20 protein-coding genes are annotated in these 24421 nt (G+C 52.6%); 9 read left to right on the top strand and 11 right to left on the bottom strand.

From position 1 onward, the window contains the following. Positions 1–106 precede the first annotated feature (106 nt). The gene (nudC, locus tag LWL52_RS12495) at positions 107–1042 is read left to right on the top strand and encodes an NAD(+) diphosphatase (protein WP_242920279.1); all 936 of its coding nucleotides are present in this window, start codon (positions 107–109) and stop codon (positions 1040–1042) included. On the opposite strand, the gene LWL52_RS12490 is transcribed toward nudC, so the two are convergent. The 6 genes from LWL52_RS12490 to LWL52_RS12465 form a co-directional block, all read right to left on the bottom strand. After that, positions 1039–1449, bottom strand: a complete 411-nt coding sequence (locus LWL52_RS12490; RefSeq protein ID WP_242920277.1) for a c-type cytochrome — start codon at positions 1447–1449, stop codon at positions 1039–1041. The two genes, nudC and LWL52_RS12490, sit on opposite strands and share 4 nt — an antisense overlap. Then, positions 1436–2110: an SCO family protein gene (locus LWL52_RS12485; protein WP_242920275.1), complete on the bottom strand. Its 675-nt coding sequence runs from the start codon at positions 2108–2110 to the stop codon at positions 1436–1438. Before LWL52_RS12485 ends, LWL52_RS12490 begins: the two co-directional genes overlap by 14 nt. Beyond that, positions 2097–2528, bottom strand: a complete 432-nt coding sequence (locus LWL52_RS12480) for a hypothetical protein (RefSeq protein WP_242920273.1) — start codon at positions 2526–2528, stop codon at positions 2097–2099. The genes LWL52_RS12485 and LWL52_RS12480 overlap by 14 nt, the downstream gene beginning before the upstream one ends. Before the next feature lie 69 nt (positions 2529–2597). Next, positions 2598–2981: a hypothetical protein gene (locus LWL52_RS12475; RefSeq protein WP_242920271.1), complete on the bottom strand. Its 384-nt coding sequence runs from the start codon at positions 2979–2981 to the stop codon at positions 2598–2600. Positions 2982–3169: 188 nt separating this feature from the next. After that, positions 3170–3595 (bottom strand): DUF2267 domain-containing protein, encoded by a 426-nt coding sequence (locus LWL52_RS12470; protein ID WP_242920268.1) that lies wholly within the window; start codon positions 3593–3595, stop codon positions 3170–3172. Positions 3596–3794: 199 nt separating this feature from the next. Further along, positions 3795–4124: a DMT family protein gene (locus tag LWL52_RS12465; protein WP_242920267.1), complete on the bottom strand. Its 330-nt coding sequence runs from the start codon at positions 4122–4124 to the stop codon at positions 3795–3797. A gap of 142 nt (positions 4125–4266) precedes the next feature. Between LWL52_RS12465 and LWL52_RS12460 the strand changes: the two genes are divergently transcribed. From LWL52_RS12460 to LWL52_RS12450, 3 genes are all read left to right on the top strand, one after another. Next, on the top strand, positions 4267–4905 hold the full coding sequence (locus tag LWL52_RS12460) for a hypothetical protein (RefSeq protein ID WP_242920266.1): 639 nt from the start codon (positions 4267–4269) through the stop codon (positions 4903–4905). A gap of 355 nt (positions 4906–5260) precedes the next feature. Beyond that, positions 5261–7222, top strand: coding sequence for a DNA topoisomerase (ATP-hydrolyzing) subunit B (gene gyrB, locus LWL52_RS12455; RefSeq protein ID WP_242920265.1), 1962 nt, complete (start codon positions 5261–5263; stop codon positions 7220–7222). A 376-nt stretch (positions 7223–7598) separates the two neighbouring features. Further along, entirely contained in the window at positions 7599–9134 is a 1536-nt protein-coding gene (locus LWL52_RS12450) for a lipase maturation factor family protein (RefSeq protein WP_242920264.1), read from the top strand. 114 nt (positions 9135–9248) lie between these two features. On the opposite strand, the gene LWL52_RS12445 is transcribed toward LWL52_RS12450, so the two are convergent. Further along, entirely contained in the window at positions 9249–10190 is a 942-nt protein-coding gene (locus LWL52_RS12445; RefSeq protein ID WP_242920263.1) for a DUF5996 family protein, read from the bottom strand. Positions 10191–10473: 283 nt separating this feature from the next. Here LWL52_RS12445 and ppk1 point away from each other — a divergent pair, with 283 nt between their 5' ends. Beyond that, positions 10474–12579 carry a polyphosphate kinase 1 gene (gene ppk1, locus LWL52_RS12440; protein ID WP_242920262.1) on the top strand — a complete coding sequence of 702 codons (2106 nt, stop codon included), beginning with the start codon at positions 10474–10476 and terminating at the stop codon, positions 12577–12579. Positions 12580–13066: 487 nt separating this feature from the next. Then, positions 13067–13915: a sugar phosphate isomerase/epimerase family protein gene (locus LWL52_RS12435; protein WP_242920260.1), complete on the top strand. Its 849-nt coding sequence runs from the start codon at positions 13067–13069 to the stop codon at positions 13913–13915. Positions 13916–14021: 106 nt separating this feature from the next. On the opposite strand, the gene LWL52_RS12430 is transcribed toward LWL52_RS12435, so the two are convergent. From LWL52_RS12430 to LWL52_RS12420, 3 genes are all read right to left on the bottom strand, one after another. Next, positions 14022–14813 (bottom strand): NIPSNAP family protein, encoded by a 792-nt coding sequence (locus tag LWL52_RS12430; RefSeq protein WP_242920258.1) that lies wholly within the window; start codon positions 14811–14813, stop codon positions 14022–14024. 108 nt (positions 14814–14921) lie between these two features. Next, positions 14922–15827: a Ppx/GppA phosphatase family protein gene (locus tag LWL52_RS12425; protein WP_242920256.1), complete on the bottom strand. Its 906-nt coding sequence runs from the start codon at positions 15825–15827 to the stop codon at positions 14922–14924. Positions 15828–15970: 143 nt separating this feature from the next. Further along, positions 15971–17332 (bottom strand): M23 family metallopeptidase, encoded by a 1362-nt coding sequence (locus LWL52_RS12420; protein ID WP_242920254.1) that lies wholly within the window; start codon positions 17330–17332, stop codon positions 15971–15973. A 157-nt stretch (positions 17333–17489) separates the two neighbouring features. On the opposite strand from LWL52_RS12420, the gene LWL52_RS12415 reads away from it, so the two are divergent. Then, positions 17490–18308 (top strand): murein L,D-transpeptidase catalytic domain family protein, encoded by an 819-nt coding sequence (locus tag LWL52_RS12415; RefSeq protein ID WP_242920252.1) that lies wholly within the window; start codon positions 17490–17492, stop codon positions 18306–18308. Positions 18309–18422: 114 nt separating this feature from the next. Here LWL52_RS12415 and LWL52_RS12410 read toward each other — a convergent pair whose 3' ends face one another. Then, positions 18423–19613: a phosphoglycerate kinase gene (locus LWL52_RS12410; RefSeq protein ID WP_242920250.1), complete on the bottom strand. Its 1191-nt coding sequence runs from the start codon at positions 19611–19613 to the stop codon at positions 18423–18425. Between the two features lie 1013 nt (positions 19614–20626). Here LWL52_RS12410 and LWL52_RS12405 point away from each other — a divergent pair. Together LWL52_RS12405 and LWL52_RS12400 are read left to right on the top strand one after the other, a co-directional pair. After that, positions 20627–23329, top strand: coding sequence for a D-alanine--D-alanine ligase family protein (locus LWL52_RS12405; RefSeq protein WP_242920248.1), 2703 nt, complete (start codon positions 20627–20629; stop codon positions 23327–23329). A gap of 118 nt (positions 23330–23447) precedes the next feature. Next, positions 23448–24224, top strand: coding sequence for a PASTA domain-containing protein (locus tag LWL52_RS12400; protein ID WP_242920246.1), 777 nt, complete (start codon positions 23448–23450; stop codon positions 24222–24224). The last annotated feature ends 197 nt before the right edge of the window (positions 24225–24421 follow it).

Raw genomic sequence — 24421 nt, 5'->3', positions numbered from 1 at the left:
CAGCCAGGGCACATGCTGAAATGTTTGCTGTGCATAACGCATCCCAACCTGTCGCTAATCCGGAGATTTACCTTAAATTTCCGGCGCAAATTACCTGTTCCATCTTATGAACTACTTTTCGCATTCGCCGCTGGACCGCCGCTTTGAGCTACGGACCGATGCTGCCGGGCAGGACCTTTTATGGCTGCATCCGCAGGCCCGGTTTATACTTATACACGACAACCTGCACCTTTTGCAGCAGCAGGAAAACCTGCAGCTGGTTACCTTAACGCGGCAGCAGGCCGAAGCCCTGGAGCCGCTTGCCAAAGTGTTCCTGGGTTTGCAGGGCGAAGTACCTTATTTTGTGCTGGGTTTTGAGCAACAGGCTGAGGAAATAGCCGCTTACCTGCAGGAACCATACTTGTTTATGGACTTGAAAGAGGTAGCCCTGCAGCTGCCGCCGGAAGATAGCGCCATACTGGCGCATGCCCGCGCCATGGTGCACTGGAACCTGCGCCACCTCTATTGCCCCGATTGCGGCAGCTTAACTCAAAGTATGGAGGCGGGCCACATGCGCCAATGCACCAACCCGGCATGCGGCAGGTCGCATTTCCCGAGAACCGATACGGCCGTGATCATGCTCATCTCGGAAGGGGATGCCTGTTTGCTGGGCCGGCAGGCAGGCTGGCCCAAAGGCCGCTATGCTACGCTGGCGGGTTTTCTGGAGCCCGGCGAAACGCTGGAGCAGGCCGTTGCCCGCGAGGCAATGGAGGAGACCGGCGTGCAGCTGGCAAGTATAACCTATCATTCCTCGCAACCCTGGCCTTTTCCTGCTTCCATTATGGTGGGCTTTATGGCCACGGTAAGCAACCGCGAACTAAAAGTAAACTATGCTGAGCTGGAAGATGCCCGCTGGTTTACGCGCGATGAAATTGCGGCGGGCCTGCAGACCGGTACCTTTCTGCTGCCGCCGCAGGTTTCCATTTCTTACCAGCTTATCCGCAGTTGGTACAATGCCGGGCCAGGCTATACGCTAGAGCAGCTCGGGCAGGAAATCCATTAGCGGCGGGGGCAGTACTGCAGGTATTCTGTCACTTCCTGCATGGTGTAGCGCTCGTTCTTGTTGCCGAAATTGGTTTGCAGGTAGTTAAGCAGGTTAGCAATCTCATCGTCGCGCAGTTTGGGGCTGGCAGGCATTGGTTTGTTGTAACTGATGCCATTTACTGTTATTTCGCCGTTCAGGCCCCGGCGCACCAGGCAGGGGAGCTGCTTGCGATACTTGACCAGGTAATCAGAATTAGCCAGTGGTGGAATAACGCCGCGCAGGCCACTGCCATCGTCCATGTGGCAGCTGGCGCAGTTGGCCTGGTATACCCGCAGGCCTTCGTTCTGCTTTTCGGTAAAACACTGGGTAAGGGTGGTGAGGGCTGCTGCACCCAGCACCACCGCTACCATCCTACTTTTTCTCATGCTGTTCTTCTTTCAGCAATACCGGAATATCGTTGAGCAACTGGTCTACGGCAGCCGCATCGGTGCCATCGTACACGCCACGGATGCGGCGCTCGCCATCGATCAGCATAAAATGGCCCCCGTGTATAAAGCCTCCTTCTGCCCCTTTCTCTTCTTTAACAGGCACCAGGTACTTTTCGGCAATGGCATAGATGCTGTCTTTTTCGCCGGTTACAAAGTGCCACTTATCCGAGCTTACGCCCAGCCGTTCTGAAAAGTCTTTCAGCACAGCCACTGTATCATGTTGCGGGTCGATGGTATGGGAGAGCAGCAGCACGTTGGGGTTGTCCTTGAACTTGTCGTAAACGCGCAGCATTTGCGTTTTCATTTTCGGGCAGATGCTGGGACAGGTGGTAAAGAAAAAATCCGTGACATATATTTTGTTAGCGAAAGTCTGGTTAGTTACCTGCTGGCTGTCCTGGTCCACAAAGGCAAAGTTCGGTATGGTCAGGTACACGGTGTCTTCGACGGTTTTGCCATTCACCTGGCGCTCCACCACCTGGCGTTCCCCAAGTATAGGCAGCGTTTTCTCCTGGTTGGCGCTGCAGCCGGAAAGCAGCAGGGTGGCCACCAGCCCCAAAGCAGGGAAAAGGGTCCGGGTTGCAAGGTTATTTCTTTTCATACGATGTATAAATTTGGCGGGCAGCAGCAAGGGTGCTGTCCATGGTGGTACTCACTTTCTTTATTTTTTCCTGCTGGCTGGTCAGGTATTCCATGGCCTGTTGGGTGGCCATACTATCAGGCGCATGGTATTGGTGCATCCAGCCCATCATGGCTTCATCGGCCTTGTTAAGGAGCAGCACGTGGTGCTGCAACTGTTGCAGCACAGCTGTGTCGGCCTTTTGCGTCTCCAGCGAATCGCGCAGGGCCCGCAGGCCGTTGCGCAGGTGGTACATCTCGCTCATTTTGGCCATGGCCGCATCATGCACCTGCATCACGCTTTCTTCCAGCTGGGCCTTTTGCTCTTCCTCCGTCGGGCCACTCTGGCAGCCGGCCAGGAGCGTAAGGGGCAGGGCAATCCATAGCAATAACTTTTTCATTTGTAAGTATAAGATCATGTAAGTATAACAAACGGTATTTGCCTGGCGTGCAGGCGCAGCGATCGTGTTTTATACTTGCGGGGGATGAAAAAGCGGCGAGGGGGACCCGTAAAGCTGCTTGCTGGTGTTGGTGGCGGGTAGCGGCTGCCGTAGCGGTAGCGCTGGTGCCTGCAGCGCCAGGGCAAGGGCGGGAAGCGCTTCGACCAGCTGCAGCGAATGCACAAGCTGTAGCAGTGCATTGTTGTCGCGGGTGCCGGCATGCAGCTGGCGCAGCTCTTTTTTAAGCTCGCATTTGCCAAAGCACATGGCAATGGGTTTGTCGCGGTTTACGCACTGCACGGTGGCCATGTAGTCGTAGTTGAGCTGGTAATGCACCACCGGGGCCAAAAACCGAAATGTCACCATCAGGTAGATGACTAAAAAAGGAAGGCCGTTTGCGTTGGTGCGCCACATACTGCAAAGGTATGGCCGCAGGTTGGCAACTGCAAGTTTCAGCGGGCGCAATGGTTTGGAATTGATTTATACTTGTGAGGTAGGGATTTAGGAAGGGAATCAGTCGTAGGAAGGAAAGCAACTGAATATTGCTGAAATAAAGAAGCCCGGCAACAGCCGGGCTCAGGGTATAAGTATACGGTTGTGGTTTATACCGGCACGGTTAGGTCGGAGGGAAGCGCCTGGGTAATCTGGTTATACTGGCCTTCGGAAAGCCGGTCGCGCAGGAAACTCATCACATCCTGAAAAGCATAAAACACGTGGTCCAGGGTGGGAAAGTCCGCCTGCTCTGCAAAAGCATCTTTGGTGCGAATAAATTCCAGCCACTCGTCTTCGTGGCGTATGCGCACGGGCTCGTGCAGGGTAAAGCCATCGTAGTAAATGCCTTTCCAGATAATGGGCAGCTGAGCGCCTAAATGGATCGCTTCGCCGGTCGGAATGCGGTCGCGGATGGCGTGCAGAACGGCCCTGAAAATGCGTCCTGCTTTTTGTTCATCGTCAATGCCCAGGTAGGTGCAAAGCTGGTGGAGCCACGTTTTTGCGTCTTTCACATAATTTTCATAGTTCATTGCCATAGTTGTCCTCCTGTTCTTGCTGGTGATACATCTCTGTTAAATTAACGCAGCAGCAGTAGGAGGGTTATCAGGTTTGGCGAATACGGGCCACAAGGAAGTGAAAGCGCATAAAGAGGTGCTTTTGATATGTAGTAGGTTGTTTTTGAATGTGTTAAGGGATGCTGAAAAGAGATGTTTTTTACCGCAAATAGCCAGGCGCTTACCACTTTTTAAACACGAAGAAAACGGCAGCCAGGATGAGCACAAAGCCGACGATGTAATTCCATTTAAGCTCTTCGCGCAGGTATAAAACCGAAAAACCGATAAAGACCGACAGGGTGATGACTTCCTGGATGGTTTTAAGCTGAAAGGCCGAGAACTGGCCGTAGCCGATCCGGTTGGCCGGCACCTGAAAACAGTATTCAAAAAAAGCAATGAGCCAGCTGATCAGGATCACTTTCCAAAGCGCCACTTCCCGGAAGCGCAGGTGCCCATACCAGGCAAAGGTCATGAAGATATTAGAAACGAGCAGCAGCAGAACCGTACGCATAAGCCAGACTTTAGCCAGTAAATCTCCAAAAAAAGCAGGTTATTTTAAAGCAAAAGGATTGCAGATAATTTAAGCGCCCGCATAAAATGAAGTGGCACGATTCTCGTTAGTAAAGTACTATATAGGTAAATGCTATACCACTATGATAAACCGCCTGCGCATACCCCTGGCCTTTGCTGCCCTGCTTTGCCTGGGTAGTTGCAACAAGAATAAACCAGCTGACACAGGAGACAATTACCTGCAGGTGATCGGAGAGTATGAGCAACAGCTGCCGGGCGCCGGTTACCGCCTCAACTTGTCGTACAATGGCCCGGTGGCGATGCGGCATGCCTTTGTAGCCTGGGCCGATTCGCTGCAAAACAAGGTGCCCGACATGGTGAAATCCAACGAAAGCATTTATGTGAACTACATGCCCGGCCAGACAGGCATGCACATCCGCAAAGACATGTACCAGACCAACATCACCTACATCCTCACGGTAGCCGACAGTTCCCTGTATGCGCACCTGACCCAGGATCTGCTCCGTCGTAATTTCCCCTTCACCATCAATGTAGTGGGTGCAGCGCTCGACCCTGCAAAAAAGCTAGCGGTGCAGCAGCACATGCTCGAACAGGCGCTGGTAAATGCCCGGGCAAAGCTGGGTTTCCTGGCCGGCAAAGAACATTTGTACAAAATAACAAGCATCGAGGAGTTGGATAATACCATGCCTTATGGCCCCGAATACTATGACTTTAACCGAAAAATGATTAGCCGGGTAAAAGTGAGGGCTACCCTGGAATAAGGCTGGCTGCCGGCGCTTCTTTAGAGCAAACTACCGATATAGCCTTGAATAACAGTTAGGTTAAACGCCTCCGGAATACTGCAGCGCCTGTAGGTTCTGACCAACATTTCCTGTTTTTATTTCCTGGAAAGGGCACCTGTTATAGCGGGTGCCTTTTTTGTGTTTTATAGAGAAACTGCTGCTAGCGCAGGGCACTAATCAGGTGGCAAAATTGTTAAAATTCAGGTGCTTATAGGTTTAATGAAAGCATCGGCTCGGAGCAGGCCTTGGACTACTACAAGTAGCAGGCTAAAAGTATAGTATAAACAAAATAAAAGTAGTAATTTTACCTACTAAAATCTACAGTATAACACACATGAGTGAAGTAGAAGGAACAAAACAACTAGCAAACGATTATTCGGCAGATAGCATACAGGTACTGGAAGGGTTAGAGGCAGTTCGCAAGCGCCCTGCCATGTACATCGGCGACATTGGCATCAAAGGCCTGCACCACCTGGTGTGGGAGGTAGTGGATAACTCTATTGACGAAGCCCTGGCCGGCCATTGCGATGAAATTTCTGTTACCGTAAACGAAGACAACTCTGTTACGGTATCTGACAACGGACGTGGCATCCCAACGGACTTTCACCACAAAGAAGGCCGCTCGGCGCTGGAAGTCGTGATGACGGTGCTGCATGCCGGCGGTAAATTCGACAAAGACACCTACAAAGTATCCGGTGGTCTGCACGGCGTGGGTGTTTCCTGCGTGAACGCACTCTCCACCGACCTGCTGGTAACAGTAAACCGCAACGGAAAGGTATATGAGCAAGCTTATAAAATAGGCGTGCCCCAATACCCGGTGCGCGAGATCGGCGAAACAGACCGGACCGGTACGACGGTGCGCTTTTTGCCCGACGCCTCCATCTTTACCACCACCGAGTATAAATTTGATACCATTGCCAGCCGCCTGCGCGAGCTGTCGTTCCTCAACAAGGGCATCCGTATAAACCTCACGGACCTGCGCGAGCGCAATGAGCAGGGAGAGCCGCTTTTTGTGTCTTTTCTGTCGGAAGGTGGCCTGAAGGAGTTTGTAGCCTACCTGGATGAAACCCGGGAGAATCTGATCCCGGAGCCCATCCACGTGGAGAGCGAGAAGAACGGCGTGCCCGTGGAGATCGCCCTGCAGTATAACACCTCCTACACTGAGAACATTTTCTCGTACGTTAACAACATCAACACCATAGAGGGTGGTACACACGTGGCCGGATTCCGCCGTGCCCTTACCCGTACCTTGAAATCGTATGCCGATAAATCCGGTATGCTGGATAAGGTGAAAGTAGAGATCGCCGGCGATGACTTCCGTGAAGGCCTCACCGCGGTGATCTCGGTGAAAGTGCAGGAGCCACAGTTTGAAGGCCAGACCAAAACCAAGCTGGGTAACTCCGAGGTTTCCGGCGCCGTGGATACAGCCGTAGGCGAGATGCTGAACGAGTACCTGGAGGAACATCCCAAGGAGGCCCGCATCATCGTGCAGAAAGTGATACTGGCCGCACAGGCCCGTTTTGCTGCCCGCAAGGCCCGCGAAATGGTGCAGCGCAAGAGTGTGCTTTCCAGCACCAGCCTTCCCGGTAAACTGGCTGACTGCTCGGATAACAACCCCGAGAACTGCGAGATCTACCTGGTGGAAGGGGACTCGGCTGGTGGATCTGCCAAGCAGGGCCGTAACCGCCGCTTCCAGGCTATACTGCCGCTTCGGGGTAAGATCCTGAACGTAGAGAAAGCGCAGGAGCACCGTATTTACGAAAGCGAAGAGATCAAGAACATGATCACGGCCTTTGGGGTGAGCTTTGGCACGTCCGAAGACGACAAAGCCCTGAACATGGATAAGCTGCGTTACCACAAGATCATCATCATGACGGATGCGGACGTGGACGGATCGCACATCCGTACCCTGATCCTGACCTTCTTCTTCCGTTATATGAGAGAACTGATCGATAACGGCTATGTCTACATTGCCCTGCCGCCGCTATACCTGGTGAAAAAAGGCAAAGAGGAGCGTTATTGCTGGAGCGAACAGGACCGGATAGATGCTGTTGCCGAACTGGGCAAAGGCAGAGAAGACAGCGTAAACGTGCAGCGCTACAAAGGTCTGGGTGAGATGAACCCGGAGCAACTCTGGACTACAACCATGAACCCGGATGTGCGAAGCCTCAAGCAGGTAAGCATCGAATCGGCGGCCGAAGCCGACCACCTCTTCTCGATGCTGATGGGCGATGAAGTAGGCCCGCGCCGCGATTTTATAGAGCGCAATGCCAAGTATGCCCGTGTGGATGTGTAAAGTATAAGCAAGTATAAAACAGAAAAGGCCGGCTATAGCAGCTGGCCTTTTCTGTTTTAGAGCCTTTTCTGTTTTAGAATGGTATAAGCAGGCAACAAACTGAAAGAGAAGGGAACCAGGCGCAATTACAATCAAATACAGGCTCCGGTTATACTTCGCACAGGTATGTTGGTCATCTAATTGATAGTAGTACTTCCGGGAATTACGCCATGCTAAAACAAGTCCGTTGGTCCGTGTAACAACAGGTGAGGCCCTCGTGTATACAAAAAGACGCTGTGTAGCAGATTAAATCATGCCCGGCAACCGGATACGTGGCATTGCCGCTAACGGCAGGAAAGCAACAGAAGCAGATCATCTTTCATCAGTTGAAAGCAAAATGGATAACGAAGCCCGCGAAGACTTTCCTGTGCCAGCTGCTCCTCCAACTTACTGGCTTACCCGCTTTGTTATACTTCGCCTGCTGGGCGTCATCTATGCCGTCGCCTTTCTGGTGGCCATCAACCAGGTGGTTCCTTTAATAGGGGCGCAGGGGCTCCTTCCGGTAACAATTTACCTTAAGCAGATAAGTGCCATGTTCGGTTCGGATGGGGCCGGTTTTCTGCGGCTGCCTTCGCTTTTCTGGTTCTGGCATTCCGATACGGCCTTGTTAACGGTTTCCTGGGTCGGCTTTATACTTTCACTGGTAGTAGTGGCAGGCTTTGCCAATGCGCTTATACTTGGTGTGCTCTGGTTCCTTTACATGTCGTTGGTTCATGTGGGGCAGGAGTGGTATGGCTACGGGTGGGAGTACCTGCTGATCGAATCCGGCTTTCTGGCGATCTTTCTTTGCCCTCTGCTCGATCTGCGGCCATTTCCGAAGCGGGAACCACCCAGGCCTATCATCGTTTTGTTCCGCTGGCTCATTTTCCGGGTCATGCTTGGTGCCGGGCTCATCAAGCTCCGGGGAGATGCCGTGTGGCGTAATGCGACTGCGCTCTATTATCATTTCGAAACGCAGCCTATGCCCGGCCCTTTTAGCCGTTGGTTTCATTTTCTGCCTCACTCCGTTCTAAAAGGCGGTGTCTGGTTCAACCACCTGGCTGAAGTAGTGGCGCCCTGGTTCGTGTTCTGGCCCCGCTTGGCGCGCCATTGCGCGGGCGTGGTCATTGTGATCTTCCAGATCAATATCATTCTGAGCGGGAACCTGTCGTTTCTGAACTGGCTAACCATTGTGCCTGCGCTGACCTGCTTTGACGATGGCTTCTGGGCCAGGCTGCTCCCCGGGTGGCTTGTGCGCAAAGCAGAAGCCGCTGCCGCCCAGGCCGAAGTATCGCGCCCCATGCACACCACGGCCTGGGCGGTTACAGTTTTGATTGCTCTCCTGAGCTTCCGGCCTGCCGTTAATTTACTGTCGTCCGGGCAGATCATGAATACTTCCTACGATCCGCTGGACCTGGTGAATACCTATGGCGCTTTCGGAACAGTTGGAAGAGAACGCTGGAACGTGGTATTTGAAGGAACAAGGGATAAAACACCCGACGATCATGCCCACTGGAAAGCCTATCCCTACAAAGGGCTGCCGGTTGCGCTTGATAAGCGCCCGCCGCAAGTTGCCCCTTATCAGTTGCGCCTGGACTGGCAGATGTGGTTTGCTGCCATGTCGTCTCACAACGAGTATCCCTGGACGTTAAATCTTGTCTGGAAGCTCCTGCATAATGACGCCGGTGCTATCAGTTTGTTTGCTGATAATCCTTTTCCCAGCAAACCGCCACGCTATATCCGGGCCGTGTTATATCGCTATACTTTTGCAAAGCCGGGCAATCCGCAGGGGCTTTGGTGGCACCGCGAGCGAATAGGCGAGTGGCTGCCTCCCTTATCGGCCAACGATCCGCAACTGTACGGTTTTCTGAAAAGTGCCGGCTGGATACCCTAAACAACGGCTCAGGAATTAGGGTGACCTTTTTGAAGGAGCTTCCACGCGCTAGCTGCAGTTATTATATATTATACTTATACCAGCCCAAGAGAAGGCATTTACATATTCTGCCTGCTACAATTCATCCAGGGGCAGCACTTTCAGTTCTTCTTCAGGCCAGCCGGCTAGTCTGGCGCCGGCCTGGTAAGCGCTTTCCAGGAAGTCGAGCAGGGCCTGGCGCGGATGCTCCAGCTCCCGCAGCTCCTCATAGTTCAGAATAGCCATGGGGCTACCGTTCGAATCTACCCAGTGCGCGATCTTCGGGTGCAACGGCTCCAGGTCCAGGCCTTGCGGCGAAGGGAAAGTATAGGAGTAGAAAGCCGGAAAGCGCACCTGGTCGTCGCCGGGCCAGAAGCCAAAGCTGATCACCTCGTGCGAGTAAGCGTCTTTTTCCACTACGCTGGCGTCCTTAGGAACCGGCAGGCTTTTGCCGGAGAAGCGGGTCACCGTCAGGTCCAGGTGGTGCCAGTAGAGGTGCACCGGGCAGGTTTTGCCGTAATAGCGGCCGCTGAATTCCTTTAAAACCTGGTCTACTGTAACCAGTACGCGCCAGTAGCGGTTCACCCACTCGGCATCGTAAGAGGCGTGCGTATGATCTTCGGCAAACGGGATGGTGCTTTTGTTGTCGTAGGGTTTGGCCAGGATCTCCACGTGTATGCCCAACACCTCCAGCGCTTTCATCACTGAAGTATAAAACTCCGAAACCGTAAGCCCGTCCTGCAGCATGATCACTTCGGAAGCGCCGGTGCTGGTATGGATCAGCAGCTGGTGATCTATAAAATCAAAGTCGATTTCGAACGTATAAAACTTATACGGAATGGGCCCCGTACCAAGGCCGCGCGATGTTACATACAGCGTGATGTTCCACCAATGGTTGCGCCGGGGCATTTGCATCAGCCGGATCTTGCCTACCACCTGCAGGTAGAGGTGGAGGGTATCCTTGGTGGCTTCCCAGCCCAAAAGGGGCAGCGGCGGGAAAGTATAATGCTCATCTGCGGGAATGTTTGAGGCGTCCATGGTTGCAGCAGGTTGGTATACAGTTTTTCTATACTAAGGGCCTGTGATTTAGTTGTGTAGCCGGGCCCACGGAAACAAAGCCTTTCGTGGCCATTGCCCTTTTAAGAAAGGCTTGTAGCCGGGCAGCCCTGATAGTTTTTGGCGGAAGGTTTAAAAATGAGGTTTTAAAAAAAATAAATTAGCATTTCATACCATTAAACATTCGATTATAGTTATATTTTGACGCAGGCGGTCTGCTGGGCGGCAATGCTCCTGAACCTGCCGGATGTTAACCCAAGAAAACATGCTTATCAACAAGATTTCCGAACAGATAAAGAAAAGTAAGTACATCAGCCGTGATCTGAGCTGGTTGCGCTTCAATTACCGGGTGCTCGACCAGGCCCGCGATACAAGTAAAAATCTGTTCGACCGGCTTAAATTTATGGCCATCACATCGTCTAACCTGGATGAGTTCTTTATGATCCGGGTGGGCAGTTTGTACAATTATATCGACTACGGCAAAGAGCGCCTCGACTACTCAGGCTTACGGGAGCTGCCCTTTCGCAAGAAGCTGCTCGACTATGCGCACCGCTTTGTAAACGACCAGTACCTGACCTATACCAACGAACTCAAGCCATTGTTTGAGAAGAGCGGGTTTGATATCCTGAAGGTAGGCGAGCTGACCGAAATAGAGCAGAAAAAGGTGGATTCATACTTTAAGAATACCATTTACCCGCTGCTCACGCCCATGGTATTCGATAATTACCACGGCTTTCCGCTGCTCATGAACCAGCTGCTCACCTTTGGCGTGGTAACCCGCACCACCGAAGAGCAGAAAGCGCAGGACCGCGTCACGTTTGTGCAGATTCCCCAGAACCTGGCCCGTTTTTATGAGATCAACCGCAAGGATAAACTCGTGTTCGTGCCCATCGAGGAGATCGTCCGCTGGAAGATCAAAAAGCTGTTCCGCAACGTGGAGATCGTCTCGGTGAATTTGTTCCGCATTACGCGCAACGGCGACTTTACGCTGGAGGAATCCGACGACCTGGAGGCCGACTTTGTGCAGGAGATTAAGGCCAAGCTGAAAACGCGCAAAAAGGGCCGTGTGGTGCGCCTGGAGGTAGAGCGCAACCCGTCGCAGTTTATGATGAAGGTGCTTAAAGACCGTTGGGTGATCGACAATGCCAACGTGTTTACCATCAACAGCCAGCTGGACCTGCGGGGCCTATGGCAGATCATCAACCACCGGCAGTTTAAGGACAGGTGCTTTAAACAGCCGGCTTCTGTGCCGCCGCTGAGCATGCCCAGCTATGGCACCGTGGATATGTTTGAGTACCTGAAAGAGCACGACGTGCTGCTACATCACCCTTATAATAGTATGGAGCCGGTGGTGAACTTGCTCGAGCGTGCTGCCGAAGATCCGTCGGTGCTGGGTATCAAGCAAACCATTTACCGCCTGGCCGACCAGAGCCGGGTAACAGCCGCGCTGCTGAAAGCGGCTGAGAACGGCAAGCACGTCTCGGTACTTTTTGAGGTAAAAGCCCGTTTTGATGAGGAGCGCAATATCAAGGAAGGGGAGCGCCTGGAGAAAGCCGGCTGCTTTGTGATCTATGGCCTGAGCAAGTATAAAACGCATACCAAAATGCTCATGATCATCCGCAAGGAAGGTGAGAAGGTGACGCGTTACGTGCACATTGGCAGCGGCAACTACAACGAGCAGACCGCCCGCTCTTACACCGACGTGAGCCTGCTGACCACCAACGAAGTATACGCGCACGATGTATCGGAATTCTTTAACGTTATTACGGGCCACTCGCGCCCCAACGAGTATAAATACCTGATGACCTCGCCCAAAGCCATGCGCCACGATCTGATCGAGTTGATCCGGCACGAAGGGCGCAACGCCAAAAAAGGCCTGAAGAGCGGCATCGTTATCAAGATCAACTCGCTCGAGGACAAGGAAGTGATTGACGAGCTGTACAAGGCCTCGAAAGCAGGCGTGCCCATCCGGCTCATCGTGCGCGGCATTTGCTGCCTGCGCCCGGGCCGGGAGGAGCTCAGCGAGAACATCACCGTGAAATCGATTGTGGGCGAATACCTGGAGCACGCCCGCCTGTATTACTTCCATAACTGCGGCGATCCGCTGGTGTACGGCGGCAGCGCCGACTGCATGGTGCGCAGCTTCGACCGGCGCATTGAGGCGCTGTTCCTGATCGTGAATGAAGAGTTGAAACGCGAAGCCATCAACATTTTATACTATAACCTGCTCGATAACCAGAACTCCTACATTATGCGCGAAGACGGCACGTACCTGAAAAAGCGGGCCGGTGCAAACGAAGAAGTGATCGATATCCACAAAATATTTTATAACAAAGCCTACAGCGAAGTGCCCAACATGGAGCTGGTGTAAGGTTTAGTTAAGAGTTAAAAGTTAAGGCGGCAGTCTATACTTAAGTATAGACTGCCGCTTTTTTGTTTTGGCTAAGCGTCTTTGTATCCGGAAAGAAATTACAGCCTGACGTTATACTTGCTTGTGTTGCAGCCGGTCTCAGACCAAGTATAAACTATTGTGAATCAAAAGGCTATTTCCTATATTGGATTGGCTTGTGTTGTGTGCGTGCCTGGCGCGGTTCACTACGCGGCTGCCGGTGCTTGCAAAAGAGTGCCTCATACTTAGCCAGCATCCTAAGTATAGGAGCGTAATCAGTTAAAGTATGAGGACAGAATTAGTTTAAAGTATGTTGTCATCCTGAAAGGAACTTATGGGTAATTTGCATGGGCTTAACCTCCCTTCTACCAGGGTTATTTCAGAATGAAAGTTCTTATTTATATTTCAATGTAATGCTGTCCGCATACTAACTGAAAATCGATAACAGGTTTTAAACGAACGACATTTTATGACATCAAGACGTGATTTTCTGAGGAGCTCCGGCTGCCTGGCGCTTGGCGCACTTCTTTCGCCGCTTGCCACGCAGGCAGCAAAAGGCCCAGCCAAAATAAAGGATGTAGGCATTCAGCTCTACACGGTCCGCAACGAGATGCTGGCCGATGCGGTGGGCACCTTAAAACAGCTGGCGGCTATTGGCTACAAGCAACTCGAATCGGCCAGGAGCGCAAAAGGCTTATACTATGGATTGCAGCCAAAAGAGATCAGGAAGATCACGCAGGATTTGGGCATGACGCTGCGCAGCGGCCACGTGGCCGTGGACAAGGATTGGGAGCGCACAGTAGCGGCTGCCGCGGAAACCGGCCAGGAGTATTTGATCTGCTCTTCGCTGCCGGCCGAGGGACAGACGGTGTCCAACTATACCCGGTGCGCCGATATCTTCTCTAAGTCTGCCGAGGACTGTAAAAAAGCAGGCATCCTGTTTGGCTACCACAACCACGAGTATGAGTTTGAAAAGGAGAACGGCCAGGTGTTGTACGATGTGCTGCTTGCCCAAACCGACCCGGAAATGGTAAAGATGGAAATGGACTTGGGTTGGGTGGTGCTCTCGGGCTACGATCCGATCGATTACTTCAACAAGTATCCCGGCCGCTTCCCGCTGTGGCACCTCAAAGACATGGATAAAACCAAACTGCAGAGCACAGAATTCGGCAAAGGCGCCATTAACATCAAACAGCTGATGCAGAATGCCGGGAAATCGAAAATGAAATACTTCTTTGTGGAGCAGGAAGAGTACGCCGGCGAACCGATGGCCAGTGTCAAGCACAACTATAACTACCTCCAGAAACTGAGCCTGTAGTTGCCTGCAGGTCCTATCGGAAGCTCTTATAGAGGAGCTGTAACAACATAAAAAAGCCCCGGTCTATCAGGTAGGCCAGGGCTTTTTATTCTTGTGTGCGGATTAATTAAATATCGGAATAGTCGGTTGGGTGCAGCAGGATGATATCGGCATGCGAAGTGTTATGCGCATACTCAGGCAGCGCATTAAGCTTTTTCCAGGCCGGATCGTCGTTAAAGGCTTTCCAGTGTGCTTCCCGCTCGGCTTTGTTCTCGAATGTGGTCATATACATGAGGTTGGGCATCAGGCTGCCGGCCACCACACGACCATAAAACACGGCATTAAAGTTCAGGCGTTTGAAAATGTCGATCTCGCCTTTGTTAAACTCCGACACCTTGTTGAGGTGCAGTTTTTCGGTAGCTCCTTCGTAGCTGCGCAGCTCATAGATCCTTTCGCCGTGCGCTGCCTTTAGGTTAGGAACGCTGAAGCCCGTCATGCCGGAAAATGGCTCGATCAGGATCGTCTCGAAGCGCTTGTAAAGTGGCTTGTCATAGGGTGCGTCGATGTAATCCTTTCCGGCGGTGGCGTATTGCTTGTCATTGGCCAGCTGCTGGTCTAATTTAAAGAACTGCTGCGAAGAGGCGAGTGGAATAAACACATATACCAGGCGCTCGGTCGAGTCCTTTTGTTCGGTGGGTTTAAACACGCCTACTTTGCTGATGCCGGCACGGTGCAGGGCCGGCAGGTAAGCCTGCTGCAGGTATTTGTCCAGCCTGCTTTCCTGGTCATGGCTTGCCAGGTGGTATACTTTTAACTCGAAAATGCCGGGCTGAGGCGCGAAACTGAATACGGGCGATACCAGGCCCACCCACAAGGCCAGCAGGCAGAGGGAAAATAAGATGCGTTTTTTTGTGTTCATGTCTAAATCAGGAAGTATAAGTATGAAAATGGAATACGTACAGGATATTTCAGTTACCGAAGCGGCAACCGAAAACAGCGCAGCAGCTCATTCCCTTCTGAAAACAGGTTAGGTGATGCTGCTGATGATGAACCGCTCCGAAGGCGCATAATGCTGCTCGTAAAGCGCGTGCAGCATGCCGTCTTTCAGGCCTACGTTTGGCACCAGCATACTTTCCAGCTTTGCCCACTTCATGGCCGAAAGGTAGATCTCGGCGGCAGGCAGAATCACATCGGCCCGGTCGGGGTTTAGCAGCAGTTCGTTTATCCGTTCTTCCATGCTCATGGCCGCAATGCGGCCGGCTACTTCCTCTATCTGCTTCCGGAAAATAGGTTTGCCGGTTGTTTTGTGGGCCAGCTCAAAGATCTTATTGATGTTGCCGCCCGTACCAATGGCCCGCGACAGGTGGTATTTCTTTGCATTCTCCTCTATCCACAGGCGCATCCGGTTCCAGAGTACCTCGGAGTCGCGGCCCTGCATGTGCCGGATGGAGCCCTGCTCAAAGGATTGCGAGGCCTTTTTTTCGCGGTTCACATAAATGTTGAATTCCGTGCTGCCGCCGCCCACATCAATGTGCAGGTAATTGCGCTCATCCAGAAAGCTGGCAATCACGCGGTTGATCAGATCTGCCTCCATTACGCCATCGATCACCTGTATTTCCATGCCCAGCACCTCGCGCACCCGCTGCAGAATTTCCGGTGCGTTGCGGGAAGAGCGCATGGCCGAGGTGGCGCAGATCATGCAATGGTCCACTTCGTGCACTTCCAGCAGCAACTGAAACGCATGCAGGAGCTTGACAAATTTATCTGCTTTCCGATCCGAGATCAGGCCGTTGCTGAATACATCCTCACCCAATCGGATGGCATAGCGGATATATTCGACGCGTTTAAAGATCACTTTCCCGTTCTGGTGCAGTACGCTCGAGATCTGGCATCGCACCGCGTTAGAACCAATGTCAATGGCAGCTAGCTTCAAATGTGGTGGTAGTTAATGGTTGCGAATAGGTGTAAAGATAATCAGAATAGCGAAAAACGCATACTGAATAAAATAGAGCTTTTACGGCATTCGGGCGCAAGTGTCGTTACAAAAAGTAGATTTTATACTTTGAAGCAGCTTGGTTAGCGGGCTTCGGCAGCCTTTGGCGCATCGATCCAGCCTACTTCGCCGGCCTCGTTGCGCACCAGTTCATACTGGCTGTAGGTGCCCAGCACGGCCACTTTGTTGCCGGCGGCTATACTTTCTTTGGCGGCGGCACCCGGGTGGGCGGCCTCCAACAAGGCCGTTTCCACGGGCAATTGTACGTAGGTTACCGGGCGGGTAACAGCTTCTACCAAGCGGGCAGCAATATAGGCTTCTGAGTTGTTGGGCAGCAGCACTTTATACCAATCGGCGGTGGCGCCTGTTACGAGTAAAGGCGTGTTGCGGGGCAAGGTATGATAAATGGCCGAACCCGTGGAGGGCTGCAGCCGCACATGGGCCGTTTGGGCCGACACCCGTACCCAATTGCCCAGTACATTGGCCGCCACTTTAATTGGCGGCACCGGGGCTGTTTCCTCGCGCAGGTAAGGGTAGGGGTTAGTAGCCCCGTGGCCGGAACGGTAAATACCAAAGTGCAGGTGCGGCTTGGTGGTAATGGCATTGCCGGTATTGCCGATCAGGCCCAGCGTGTCGCCTACCTGCACGCGCTGGCCGGGTTGCACCAGTTGGCTGTCGAGGTGGGCGTAGTATAGGTTCTGGCCCCGGTGCAGGTCCGATACCCATACTACCTTGCCTCCGATTGGGGTAATGCTGACGCGGGTTACAATGCCCGGAGCGGCCGCGAGGGCGGGGGTGCCGCGTTTGGCAAAAATATCCACGCCCTCATGCCTGCGGGCGCCGCCATCCCGCGGGTCGCCCCACACGCTGTCGATGTTGCGGCTGGTTTTGCCCGGTACCGGGAAGGCCAGCGTGGGTTCTGCCTGAATGGTTATAGTATACTGGCCGCTGCGGAGCAGCTCAGGTTGCACGCGCACAATATGGGGCAGGTCATCTTCTACCTCGTAGGAGAGAAAGATGCCGGTCGTGTCGGCTGAGGCGACCAGGTCCGGCTCTTCGGTGGGGCTGCCGGGTGCTTCAAACAGATCGATGAACAGCTGCATGGTTTCGCGGGCTTTCACCTCCAGGCTTATTACAATACGCTCTCCGCGCTGGGCCGCAATACGGTAACTCAATGCTTTAGGATTATCGGCCGCGAAATAGCCGGTTTCTTTAAACGGCAGGGTGATGGTGATAGAATCGGTCAGGGCTTTTTGGCCGGCTTGCAGCCATGCCTCGCCCAGGGCGGTCTTGTCCAGGTCGGCCTGTTTCAGTTTGGCGGCATACCGCTGGTAGGGTGTCTGTTTCTGAAAAACACCTTGCAGGGTTTTCTTGCCACCGCAGTTGGCCAGCAAAAAAAGCAATAGGGCATAAAGTATAAAGGAGCACTTCTTTGTAGCGTTCATCGGGGCAAATTAGCTTCAGGAAATAGACTTATTTGTATAACAGCCAATCAGGCAAAAATGATGCCGCCAAACCTTAAATTATTGTATTAGAGGCTTGTTTTAAACCGGGAGGGCTACTGGACGTACAATAGAGTTGTTGCAACCAAAATTTACAAATATGAGAAAGCCAAGCGTAAGCCGCCGAAGAAGCAGGAAAATGACCAGGAGGTTATTGCCCCTGTTCGCCCCGCTTGTGTTGTCGCCAGTGGTTACCCCGCTAACCTCCACTTCCGCCAGGCCTGGTAATAAAGAGCTTAAAGAGCGTGTCTCCAACTATAAAGTATTGCAGTTCGATCAGGTAGCCTATAGCCTTTACCAGCAAATGGGGTTACAGGAGCAGGGTCTCCGCTTCGATGTGTTTGATAAGGCCCTGGCCGGGTATTATAACATGCGCCGGGATGGTACTGCATCCGATAAACCCATTATCACGATCGTGGATTTTGCAAAATCATCGGTGCAGAAAAGGCTCTGGGTGCTGGACCTGGAGAAAAAGGAAGTGCTGTTTAACACGTATGTCGCTCACGGGCGCGGTTCGGGCGAGAACTTTGCCGAGCACTTCTCTAACCAGAACGAATCTTATATGAGCAGCATCGGCTTTTATGTGACCAACGATACCTATATTGGCAAGCATGGCCTGTCGCTGCGCCTCGATGGTAAGGACAAAGGCTTTAACACCAACGCGCTGGACCGTTGTATTGTGATGCACGGCGCCGAATATGCTTCCGGCGAATTTATTCAGCAGGCAGGTCGTTTGGGCCGAAGCCTGGGATGCCCGGCCATTCCGATGGAGCATCATGAGGAGATCATCAACACCGTGGAAGGAGGAACCGTGCTGTACGTACATGCCGCAAACGATGCCTATACTTCGCATTACCTCGACCATGTAACCGCGCTGACCGAGCTGGTGAAAGAAGCCAGTCCCAATATTCCGGGGTAAGTATAAACAAAAAGCAGCGGCTGATTCAGAAACCAAGTATAAGTAAAAAGTCCCCGGCCACAGAAGCGGCCGGGGAGTTTTTTATAGGTATACTTTACTGATTATTGTATAAGGCTACTCTTCCAGGGCAGCTACGCCGGGCAGGGTTTTACCTTCCATATACTCCAGCAAAGCGCCACCACCGGTCGAAACGTAGGACACGCGGTCGGCATAGCCCAGCTGGTTTACGGCCGCAGCAGAGTCGCCGCCACCTATCAGCGAGTAGGCGCCCCGCAGGGTGGCATCTACCACGGCATCGGCAATCGCCTCGGTGCCCACCGAGAAGTTCGACATTTCGAACACGCCCATCGGGCCGTTCCACAGGATGGTTTTAGAGTTGCGGATCACGTCGGCATATGTTTCGCGGGCATCGGGGCCAATGTCCAGTCCCATCCAAAGCGGCGGAATGTGGTGGCTTAACTTTATATCCACGTTGGCATCGTTGCTAAACTCATCGGCAATCACCGAGTCTACCGGGATCATCAGGGTCACGCCCTTTTCACGGGCCATCGCGATCAGGCGCGCTGCCAGGGCCACTTTGTCTTCTTCCACCAGCGAGGAGCCGATATTACCCCCGTCGGCTTTCACAAAGGTATACGACATGCCACCGCCAATGAGCAGGTAATCCACCTTGTCCATCAGCTTTTCGATGATGAGGATCTTGTCCGATATTTTTGCGCCGCCCATAATGGCGGTGTAAGGGCGCTCCACGTTGTCGAGCACGCGTCGGGCATTCTCGAGTTCGGCCTGCATCACATAGCCCATCATTTTATCATGAGGGAAGTAGTCGGCAATGATAGCAGTGGAAGCATGCGCGCGGTGAGCGGTGCCAAAGGCGTCGTTCACGTACACATCGCCTAGGCTGGCGAGTTCTTTGGCAAAGGCCGGATCGCCTTTTTCCTCTTCTTTATGGAAGCGCAGGTTCTCCAGTAACAGGATGTCGCGGGGTTTGAGGTCCTTGGCAATGGCGGCCGCTTCGGGGCCGGTGCAATCGGGTGCAAAGCGCACAACAGTGTCAAACTCATCCGACAGGCGGTCTACCAGGTGCTTGAGCGAGTATTTCTCTTCCGGCCCATTCTTGGGGCGGCCCAGGTGCGACATCAGGATCACGGCACCGCCATCGCCCAGAATTTTACGGATGGTAGGCACTACGGCCCGGATGCGGGTGTCGTCTGTGATGCGGTTGTGCTCATCGAGCGGCACATTGAAGTCCACGCGCACCAAGGCTTTTTTGCCGGCAAAGTTATACTGGTCTATGGTTCTCATCTGGTCTGGTTATAGTTTCAGGTATAGATACTGGTTTTTCGTGATTCCCGAGATTTTGTTGCTGTTTAACAAGGATAAGCAAATATAGCAAAAGGAAAATAATACCGGGAACGATGGTTGAAGTTGCCACGTATGCCCGGCAAGGTAGGACGTGAATTTTATTCTACACCGGCCTTTTAGGTATTGGGATATTGGTTCTTTCTGGATTATAAGCGTTGCAGGTCTGGGTCCAACCACCCCTGGCCCCTCAGAGCAACGCTCGCTAGCTTCGAACTCGCGATCTCGCTAGTCTAAGGAGGGGAGCATTTAATTACTGCAGGTAAGTATAAGCGTTGTTGTTTTAGCTTAACCTCCCTTCCACCAAGATCCTTTTAGGATGACAAAAATGAAATAAGCAAAGAGAGAAGGTTCATACTTATACTTTAGCTATACTTTCATAGCAGCTGCCATCGCGCGGACAGGTCGCGACCTGTCCCTACAAGGGGTTTCACAAGTATAAACAGCTGCTATCGAACAGATCCCAGTCCTTGGGTTGAGCGCCTTGGTGTGTTGCGGTGCCTGAAAGGCAGCCCGCAGCGCCAGCGAGGAGCAGCTTCACGCCACAGCGCGAAACGCAAGGACGAGCCCTCGCGGGCTTGGAGCGCTCCTAAGTATAAGATGAAACAAGGCAAGTATAAGACTGAGGAATACAGCTAGCTAATAAGTATAGCCGGAAGTATAAAACTGAGAATATAAGCGCTACCAAGTATAACCATAAGTATAAAGAAGCATAAAAGCAGATACCAAGTCTAGCTGAAAAAATCAATCTAAACCAAACCGCAGAAAGCTGCTGTTACTCATGTATAGCAGCGGGAAAACCGAATGCGTAATTTACAGTGCAAAGGAAAAACAACCAAAAGCATTTGCCCTGCGCCTGGCTTCAAAATAATAAATTGCGAAATCTCGTTGCTCTCCAAAAGACAGATTCGAACTTTCTGCCTAAATTCACCCTCTAAATTGTTACCTTTGTAAGGATGAGAATAGGAATAATTTTCGGTGGGCCTTCGCGCGAACGGGAGATCTCGTTTGCAGGGGGCCGTACGGTTTACGATAACTTAGACAAAGCCCTGTTCGAGGCCGTTCCGGTGTTTGTGGACAGCCTGGGCAACTTTATACTGCTCGATTGGCAGTACATTTACAAAGGCACAATCCGCGATTTTTACCCGCCGGTGGAGGCGCTGCCCGAAACGGAGCACGGCCTGCAGATCTACCTCGAATCACTGGGCGAGCTAAGTATAGAAGAGCAGGACAGGATCATTGCCAAGGCTGGCAAACGCCTGCAGCCCAATGAGTTTCGGCAGCATTTTGATTTTGCCTTCCTGGCGCTGCATGGCCCTTACGGCGAAGATGGCAGCATCCAGGGCCTACTGGAGTGGTACCATATGCCGTACTCCGGCTCGGGCATTCTGCCTTCGGCCATTGGCATCGATAAAGCGGCGCAGAAAGAAATGCTCCGCCAGCACGGCTTCCCGACGCCCGATTACCGCACCGTATCCTTTAACGAGTGGCAGGAGCAGACTGGCCGCCAGCAGCTGTTCGACAGCCTGGTAGCTGATCTGGGGTTGCCGCTAGTACTGAAAGCCCCGCACCAGGGCTCTTCCATTGGCGTTTCCATCGTAAAGGAGCATGATTTTGCCACGTTTGAGGCAGGCATGGACCGCAGTTTCTTTACCAAGACCATTTATAAAGCCCAGTGGCTGGCTCTGGGTGAGGAGAAGCAACTGGCAAGTATAAAACAGCTGGTGGATATCCGCGAAGGGATCGGTATGCCGGTGCTGCTGGAAAACGGCACCATCATCTATCATCCGGAGGAGTTATTCAATCACATCAACCATACATTTAACAGCTCCGCCACCGATACCATCAAGCTCATCAACGTGGAGCACGAGCAGCAGGTACTGGTCGAGGCCTTTATTCAGGGCAAGGAGTTTTCGTGCATTGTGGTGCAGGATGAAAATGGCAATGCGCTGGCCTTGCCGCCTACCGAGATTGTGAAAGGCAGCGAAGTATTCGATTACCGCTCCAAGTACCTGCCCGGCCTGAGCCGTAAGATCACGCCGATCAACCTGCCGGCTGAAGACATTCAGCGCATACGTCAAGCAACGAGCAAGCTCTTCAAGGCTTTTGCCTTTAATGTGTATGCCCGTCTGGATGGGTTTATTACAGAAAGCGGCGAGATCTTCCTCAACGACCCGAACACTACTTCGGGCATGTTGCCCTCGTCGTTCTTCTTCCACCAGGCTGCTGAGATCGGCCTGAACCCTTCGCAGTTCCTGACCTACATTATCCGTACCTCGGTGGCAGAACGCCTCAAATCGGGGAAAGATACCGTGAAGCTGGCGCGCCTGCTGGACAAGCTCGACAATGCCATCCGCGATGAGCAGGCCCACCGCCATGACAAGACGCGCGTGGGTGTGATCATGGGCGGCTACTCTTCCGAGCGCCACATATCGGTAGAGAGCGGCCGTAATATTTACGAAAAGCTTTCGTCGTCTGTCAAGTATGAGCCGCTGCCTATTTTCCTGACCGGTAGCAACGAAGAGCATCGCCTGTATACCATTCCGGTAAACATCATGCTCAAAGACAATGCCGACGACATCAAGGAAAAGATACTGCACTTTGAGCATGGCGGCAAGCCGCACCCGGTGCTGGCCCAAATCATGCAGGAGGCCGAAAGCATTACGCGAAAGTATACGGGCCATGCCCTGCAGGAGCCGCAGCGTATTACGTATGCGCAGCTCCAGAACCTGGTCGATGCCGTGTTTATTGCCCTGCACGGCCGCCCCGGAGAAGATGGCGCCATGCAACTGGAACTTGAGAAGCTGCACATTCCGTACAACGGCTCGGGTATCCGCTCCTCGCAGATCACCATCAACAAGTATGAAACCAACGAGATCCTGGCCCGACATGGCGTATCGGTAGCAAAGCATGCCATGGCGCTGAAAGAAGACTGGCAGCAGGACAAAGAAGCCTTTTTCCAAAGTATAGAACGCGCTTTTGCTTATCCGTTCATTGCCAAGCCAGCCGACGACGGCTGCAGCTCTGCCGTGAAAAAGATCAAGAACCGCGCAGAACTCGAGGCTTTTACCACGCTGATCTTCCGGGAAATGGAAGAACTTGACCCGGCCTGTGCCCGTACCTTGTCGCTGGGCTTTAAAGAGGAATTCCCGAATAAGGCTGGTTTCTTAGTGGAGGAGCTGATCTCGAAGAATGGCGCCAAGCACTTTCTGGAAGTAACAGGCGGCCTTTTGACCAGGTATGCCCCGGATGGCACGGTAAGCTACGAGGTGTTTGAAGCATCGGAAGCCCTGGCCGAAGGCGAAGTGCTGTCGCTGGAAGAGAAGTTCCTGGCCGGCGAAGGGCAGAACATTACGCCCGCCCGCTACGCCACCGACCCGGTGCAGCGTCAGAAAATATCCGACAAGGTAAAAGAAGACCTGCGGCGGGTGGCCCAGATCCTCAACATTGAAGGCTATGCGCGCATCGATGCGTTTGTACGGGTGTTTGAAAACAACGAAGTAGAGACCATCATCATCGAGGTGAACTCGCTGCCTGGCATGACGCCGGCTACCTGCATTTTCCACCAGACGGCTATCAACGGGTATAAACCTTACGAGTTTATTAACCGCATTCTGCAGTTCGGCATCGAGCGCAATCGCATGAAGGTGATGGAGTAAGTTTTGCGTTAGCTAGTTAGAGATTTAAAAAGTTAAAAATTTAGAAAGGCACAAGGAAGTAATACAGGAGCGTTTATGATCTTTTGTTTCACGGCTTTTTGTCTTATAAAACACACCCATGTTCAGAGCAAGATCTTTTTTAGATGTGATAAAACATCTGCTGATAATGGCAGTGCTGGTAACGGCCCTGATCTTCGGCTTTTTTTACCTCTACCTGCCGGCTACCACCAACCACGGCGAAAGCATTTCGGTGCCTAAAATTGCGGGCATGCAGTTGCCCGATGCCGAAGCGTTGCTGGAAGACCAGAACCTGCGCTACTATGTGAACGATTCGAGCTTTAACTCTAACCTGAAGCCCTTTACCATCCTCACGCAGGATCCGGCGCCGGGCGCCAAGGTAAAGGAAGACCGCAAGATCTACATCAGCGTGAACATGAAGAACCCGCCGATGATCAAGATGCCGAAGCTTATTGATGGTTCAGTAAAAAATGCCGAGCTGATCCTGAAAAGCTACGACCTGAAAAAAGGCAAGATCACTTACGTGCCGGACCTGCAACAGAATGCAGTGCTGAAGCAGTTTGTGAGCGGCAAAGAAGTGAAGCCCGGCGAGCTGATCCCCAAAGGTTCGGTGGTAGACCTGCATGTGGGCGATGGCCTGGGCAACACCGAGTTTGAAGTGCCCAAAGTAGTAGGCATGCCGGTAGATGAAGCCTCGGTATTGCTGGTAGGGCAGGGGCTGCAGATCGGCACTATTATTTATGTGCCGGGCAGCGAAGAGCCGGAAGGCACCGTGGTGAAACAGCGCCCGTTTGCTGATGTGAACGCCAAGATACGGGTAGGCGAACTGGTAGATCTGTGGGTTGCTGGCGAGGAGCCGGTGCAGGGGATAGAGTAAGCCTATACGGAAAAAGAACGAAAGCGCCTGCCAGAAATGGCGGGCGCTTTCGTTCTATAGAAGCACAGCCCGGGACAGCGATTTAGGAGCTTATCCCGGAATTCCGTTTATTTACTTTTAATTTGGCACGTTCCTGCCTGACCGTGTTGCGATGTTTTGCTAAGCAAGGGATTTAACTTCGCACACGATAAGCTATA

The organism is Pontibacter liquoris (assembly GCF_022758235.1).
GTDB classification, from domain to species: domain Bacteria; phylum Bacteroidota; class Bacteroidia; order Cytophagales; family Hymenobacteraceae; genus Pontibacter; species Pontibacter liquoris.
This window is presented reverse-complemented; position numbering and strand designations above follow the sequence as displayed.

Coding starts and splice junctions, on each gene's coding strand:
- nudC (WP_242920279.1), top strand. CDS start 107: ATGAACTACTTTTCGCATTCGCCGCTGGACCGCCGCTTTGAGCTACGG.
- LWL52_RS12490 (WP_242920277.1), bottom strand. CDS start 1,449: ATGAGAAAAAGTAGGATGGTAGCGGTGGTGCTGGGTGCAGCAGCCCTC.
- LWL52_RS12485 (WP_242920275.1), bottom strand. CDS start 2,110: ATGAAAAGAAATAACCTTGCAACCCGGACCCTTTTCCCTGCTTTGGGG.
- LWL52_RS12480 (WP_242920273.1), bottom strand. CDS start 2,528: ATGAAAAAGTTATTGCTATGGATTGCCCTGCCCCTTACGCTCCTGGCC.
- LWL52_RS12475 (WP_242920271.1), bottom strand. CDS start 2,981: ATGTGGCGCACCAACGCAAACGGCCTTCCTTTTTTAGTCATCTACCTG.
- LWL52_RS12470 (WP_242920268.1), bottom strand. CDS start 3,595: ATGGCAATGAACTATGAAAATTATGTGAAAGACGCAAAAACGTGGCTC.
- LWL52_RS12465 (WP_242920267.1), bottom strand. CDS start 4,124: ATGCGTACGGTTCTGCTGCTGCTCGTTTCTAATATCTTCATGACCTTT.
- LWL52_RS12460 (WP_242920266.1), top strand. CDS start 4,267: ATGATAAACCGCCTGCGCATACCCCTGGCCTTTGCTGCCCTGCTTTGC.
- gyrB (WP_242920265.1), top strand. CDS start 5,261: ATGAGTGAAGTAGAAGGAACAAAACAACTAGCAAACGATTATTCGGCA.
- LWL52_RS12450 (WP_242920264.1), top strand. CDS start 7,599: ATGGATAACGAAGCCCGCGAAGACTTTCCTGTGCCAGCTGCTCCTCCA.
- LWL52_RS12445 (WP_242920263.1), bottom strand. CDS start 10,190: ATGGACGCCTCAAACATTCCCGCAGATGAGCATTATACTTTCCCGCCG.
- ppk1 (WP_242920262.1), top strand. CDS start 10,474: ATGCTTATCAACAAGATTTCCGAACAGATAAAGAAAAGTAAGTACATC.
- LWL52_RS12435 (WP_242920260.1), top strand. CDS start 13,067: ATGACATCAAGACGTGATTTTCTGAGGAGCTCCGGCTGCCTGGCGCTT.
- LWL52_RS12430 (WP_242920258.1), bottom strand. CDS start 14,813: ATGAACACAAAAAAACGCATCTTATTTTCCCTCTGCCTGCTGGCCTTG.
- LWL52_RS12420 (WP_242920254.1), bottom strand. CDS start 17,332: ATGAACGCTACAAAGAAGTGCTCCTTTATACTTTATGCCCTATTGCTT.
- LWL52_RS12415 (WP_242920252.1), top strand. CDS start 17,490: ATGAGAAAGCCAAGCGTAAGCCGCCGAAGAAGCAGGAAAATGACCAGG.
- LWL52_RS12410 (WP_242920250.1), bottom strand. CDS start 19,613: ATGAGAACCATAGACCAGTATAACTTTGCCGGCAAAAAAGCCTTGGTG.
- LWL52_RS12405 (WP_242920248.1), top strand. CDS start 20,627: ATGAGAATAGGAATAATTTTCGGTGGGCCTTCGCGCGAACGGGAGATC.
- LWL52_RS12400 (WP_242920246.1), top strand. CDS start 23,448: ATGTTCAGAGCAAGATCTTTTTTAGATGTGATAAAACATCTGCTGATA.